5 protein-coding genes are annotated in these 4,002 nt (G+C 56.8%); 3 read left to right on the top strand and 2 right to left on the bottom strand.

Annotated features, from left to right (window positions below; all coding sequences use genetic code 11):
- Positions 1 to 44: 44 nt before the first annotated feature.
- The gene (locus VMU57_RS07315; protein ID WP_325381977.1) at positions 45 to 941 is read right to left on the bottom strand and encodes a metallophosphoesterase; all 897 of its coding nucleotides are present in this window, start codon (positions 939 to 941) and stop codon (positions 45 to 47) included.
- A 98-nt stretch (positions 942 to 1,039) separates the two neighbouring features.
- Between VMU57_RS07315 and VMU57_RS07320 the strand changes: the two genes are divergently transcribed.
- Complete coding sequence (locus tag VMU57_RS07320) at positions 1,040 to 1,573, top strand: sigma-70 family RNA polymerase sigma factor (RefSeq protein WP_325381978.1); 534 nt, start codon at positions 1,040 to 1,042, stop codon at positions 1,571 to 1,573.
- The gene (locus VMU57_RS07325) at positions 1,570 to 2,358 is read left to right on the top strand and encodes an anti-sigma factor family protein (protein ID WP_325381979.1); all 789 of its coding nucleotides are present in this window, start codon (positions 1,570 to 1,572) and stop codon (positions 2,356 to 2,358) included. Before VMU57_RS07320 ends, VMU57_RS07325 begins: the two co-directional genes overlap by 4 nt.
- 124 nt (positions 2,359 to 2,482) lie before the next feature.
- On the opposite strand, the gene VMU57_RS07330 is transcribed toward VMU57_RS07325, so the two are convergent.
- Complete coding sequence (locus VMU57_RS07330; RefSeq protein ID WP_325381980.1) at positions 2,483 to 3,352, bottom strand: NmrA family NAD(P)-binding protein; 870 nt, start codon at positions 3,350 to 3,352, stop codon at positions 2,483 to 2,485.
- Positions 3,353 to 3,445: 93 nt separating this feature from the next.
- Here VMU57_RS07330 and VMU57_RS07335 point away from each other — a divergent pair.
- A partial coding sequence (locus VMU57_RS07335; protein WP_325381981.1) for a TetR/AcrR family transcriptional regulator occupies positions 3,446 to 4,002 on the top strand: 557 nt, incomplete at its 3' end.

Below are 4,002 nucleotides of genomic sequence, written 5' to 3' on the forward strand. Positions count from 1 at the left end.
TACCAACGCAAGGGCAGATAACACGATCACCGCCTTCAAGTTTTTCACGCTGTTTCCGCCAGCGTATGATGTCGACAGCCTTCCCACAACCGGCGCCAGGAACTGCGCCAAATCCTGGACCGATGGCCCCAGCCCCATTTCTCGTAGACCATCCAAAGTGGAATATGTGCGAACACAACGATGGGCGTTGATGAGCTTAAGCCAGCGAGATCGGACTTCAGCCAGGCGAGCTGCTCTGCCCCCAGATTGCCCATCGCATCGACTTGCACGCAATTGTTCAATCCGACAAAGTGAACACCCTTGTGGTTATAGCTGTACCAGCCGTTGCCCAGGGTGCCTTTGCCGAAACGCTGTTTGTACTGTTCTCCATCGTCGATGAAGTCATGCTCGCCTGGAACGTAGAAGGTTTCTTTCTTGAAGCTCTTGATCACCTGTGCAGCGGTATCGAATTCAGATGCTTTTGAGTTCTGCGTTATATCGCCGGTATGAATCATGAAGTCCGGAGACTTCATACCCGCTGGAACGATCGCAGTTCTGCTGATGGCCTTCGCAAGCGTGCCGGTCACATCCGGGTTCGCGCCCCTGTTGAATCCAATGTGGCTGTCACTGATCTGCACAAAAGAAAAGTCTTCGACCTTCCCCGCCTGGGCACTGCCGGTCTTAACTGCCTGCGCCAGCAGCTTCGAAGTTGGGATACCACCCGCAAGTGTCCATAACAATCCTGTCCCCGCCCATGCCATGCATCCCAGAAAATTGCGGCGATCGATACCATCATTCGCGGGCTGAGTTCCTCCTTCGTTGTCCGGTACTATTTCGTCTTCCTTAAATCTGCTCATTTCAAGCTCCGTGGGTTTTCTGATTGACTTCACCTCTGTAAACTGGCTAGGTCTGGATTTATTCTTCGATTTACCGGAAAAAGGGATGGAATAAATCAGACGCAACTTGGTTTAGGGTAGGAATGTTTCCTATTCAAGCCCACGCCCTCCGCTCTATCCTTCAGGCAAGGCTCTCCATCAGTTACCCCGAGGATCACCGCCCGATGCTGTCTTCTGACCGCAGCGCAACCTTTGAGCAACTCGCGCTTCCTCTTTTGCCATCGCTCTACAACCACGCTTGTTGGCTCAGCCGCGATCAAGCCGAAGCCGAGGACCTGGTGCAGGAGACCCTCTCGAAAGCTCTTCGCGCCTTCGATTCATTTCAAGCTGGAACAAACTTCAAGGCATGGATATTTCGGATTCTGCGTAATACGTTTCTCACGTCGCGTACCGGCATGACAATCTCGCACACCGTCTTTTTGGAAGACCATCCTCATCTGCTCGAGACGGACGACGCCAGCCCGACGCCGGAAGATCACCTTATCCGACTCGACAATCAAGCCGTAGTCCGCGAAGCTCTCGAACAGCTTCAGGCGCCTCTCCGCGAAGTTATTCTTTTGTGTGATGTCGAAGAGCTCAAGTACAAAGACATTGCTCTGGTGCTCGATGTTCCCATCGGTACGGTCATGTCGCGCCTCTCGCGAGCTCGCCGCACCCTCTATCAACTTTTACAGCCGCAATTCCCGGAAACCCTATGACGCAATCAAACCAGGCCATCGAACATCTCGATCCGGAACAACTCAATGCCTTCATCGACGGGGAGCTCTCCGCTGACGTGGCCCAAGGCGTTCAACAACATCTGGATGGTTGCCATCACTGCGCCTTGCGCGTTCTCGGCGCAATGCAGATGAAGGCAGCCACTGCTCGCGTCGGCCAACGCTACACCCCATCCGCAGAAGCGCTCTCCCGGCTGACCGCACGCCTTCGTCCCCAGGCACCAGAACCAAACGAACACATTGTTCCATTTCGTACTGTCTCGTCCCGGCACGTTGCGCTCTGGTCAGCAGTGGCTGCCGCTATATTGCTGACAATTTCGCTTGCAGGCTGGCAGCAGATTCATCAGGCCCACACGCTCACAGCCGAACTTCTGGATCAGCACCTCGCCACACTCTCCAGTGGAGCTGCTCCGCAGGTCATCTCTACGGACCGTCACACGGTTAAGCCCTGGTTTCAGGGACGCCTTCCATTTAGTTTCAACCTTCCCGAACCCGACGCACTGCCTCCGGACACCGCGCTTCAAGGAGCAGACCTCGTATATCTCGAAGGCCGGCCTGCAGCGTTGCTGATTTTCAGCATTCACAAACATACAGTCTCAGTGTTCGTTACCCAACGGACGAGTGCCTTCTCGATAGCGCCGCACAGTACACGTTCCGGGTTCTCAGTGCGCTCCGCCACCGCAGGAGAGATTCGACTGATAGCCGTAAGCAATGTCAATCCCGCAGAGCTGGATGCGCTCGTCAGAGATTTTGCGAAGGTTCAATAGGAATGGCCCTTTGCTCATCCTTCTGTTCTGTCGGATCAGTAACGATAAACGCTCATCTCGGAAGCTAACGCCGCTTCCGAGATGCCGAATTTATTGCATCGAAGAGTTTCTGCGCCCGTTCTGCTTACTTGACTAGCTCCTGTGCGAAGGCCTCGACCGTCGTGGGCCCATGGAACTTTTCTGTTCCCGAATTACCGAAGTGGATCCAGCCCGAGTTGAAGCTTTTCACCATTTCGATATAGAGCCCCGTCCGATCAGCTGGTGTACCCATCGCTTCCAAAACGTTCTGCCAGGCAGCCTCGGGTAATTGCACGGCCTTCACATCACGGCCCAGCGCCTTGCCGAACGCGGCCGCCGTTTCGTGCAAATCGGTTCCACCCTCAGGCCCGTCTACCTCCAGCACACGCTCGCCCGTCCAGGTTTCCTCCAACACCTTGGCGGCCGCCAGGCCGATGTCTCGCGTGGCGACTATCGGAAATTTACGATCAAGCGGCGCATAGAAGAACGGCATCTCACCCGCCGCACGGATGTGGTCCAACGCTCCCAGCCAGTTCTCCATGAAACTACCCGCGCGCAGATACGCCACAGGAATCGGCAGCGTGCGCATCGTCTCTTCCATCAGGTGGGTCGACGTGATCAGCCCTAGCCCGCTCGGTTGCTCAGAACCGATGGAGGAAAGAAACACGGCCTTGCCGGGCTTCGCCTGTTCAAGCGCTCCACGGATCGCTGCGATCGTGCGCTTCTGGTCCGGCAGGCCGGGGGCAGGCGCAAAATCCGGTGGAATCATCGCGAACACACCCTCCGATCCCGAGAACGCCTTTGCGAGCCCCGCCGCGTTGTCATACGCGGATTGCACCAGCTCCACACCGCGATCAGCCCAGGCCTTCGCCTTCTGCGGATTGCGCACCACGCCGCGCACAGTTTTACCCGCAGCAAGCAGATTCTCTGCCACTGCACCGCCCACGTTGCCCGTAATTCCCATCACTGTGAACATGTCCGTTCACCTCTTATACAAGTAGATACTTATATTTAAGTTTGGATGCAAGTTTTTACTTACACCCTTAATTTTTTCTGCGAAGATTCTCCTATGGCCGTTTTCGATCCAAACCGCAAGCGCAACGCGCGAGGCGAGCAGCGTCAGCAGGCTCTCCTCCGCGCCGCTGCCGCGGTCTTCGGCCGCCTTGGCTACCACGACACCACCACCAACGCTATTGCCGCGGAAGCGGGCGTGTCTCCGGCCACTCTCTATCAGTTCTTTCCCAATAAGGCGGCCATCGCCAGCTCACTCGCCTCGATGTACGCGCGCGAGATGGCCCAGGCAGAACGAGCGATCGACTCCGAAAGCGTCTTGAGCTTCACAGAAGCCGTCGGCGAGCTGATCGACGTGTGCATGAGGTTCAACCGGAGGCGTCCCGAGTTCCACACCCTCGTGGTCAACGCACCACTCTCGGCTGCCGCCCGCGAAGACAAACAGGTTCTTGGGCAGGTCTTCGTCGACTTCATCGCGGCGCGCCTCCGGCGCGAGCTACCCACGCTCTCGTGCTCTGAAGCGGTCCACCACGGGCAGGTAGCCCTTATGATTTTCCGCGGAATCCTCGACGAGCTGACCGTCGCCTCGCCTCACGCCCGTCCGCGCCTGCAGCA

It is taken from the genome of Edaphobacter sp. (genome assembly GCF_035532915.1).
Taxonomy (GTDB): domain Bacteria; phylum Acidobacteriota; class Terriglobia; order Terriglobales; family Acidobacteriaceae; genus Edaphobacter.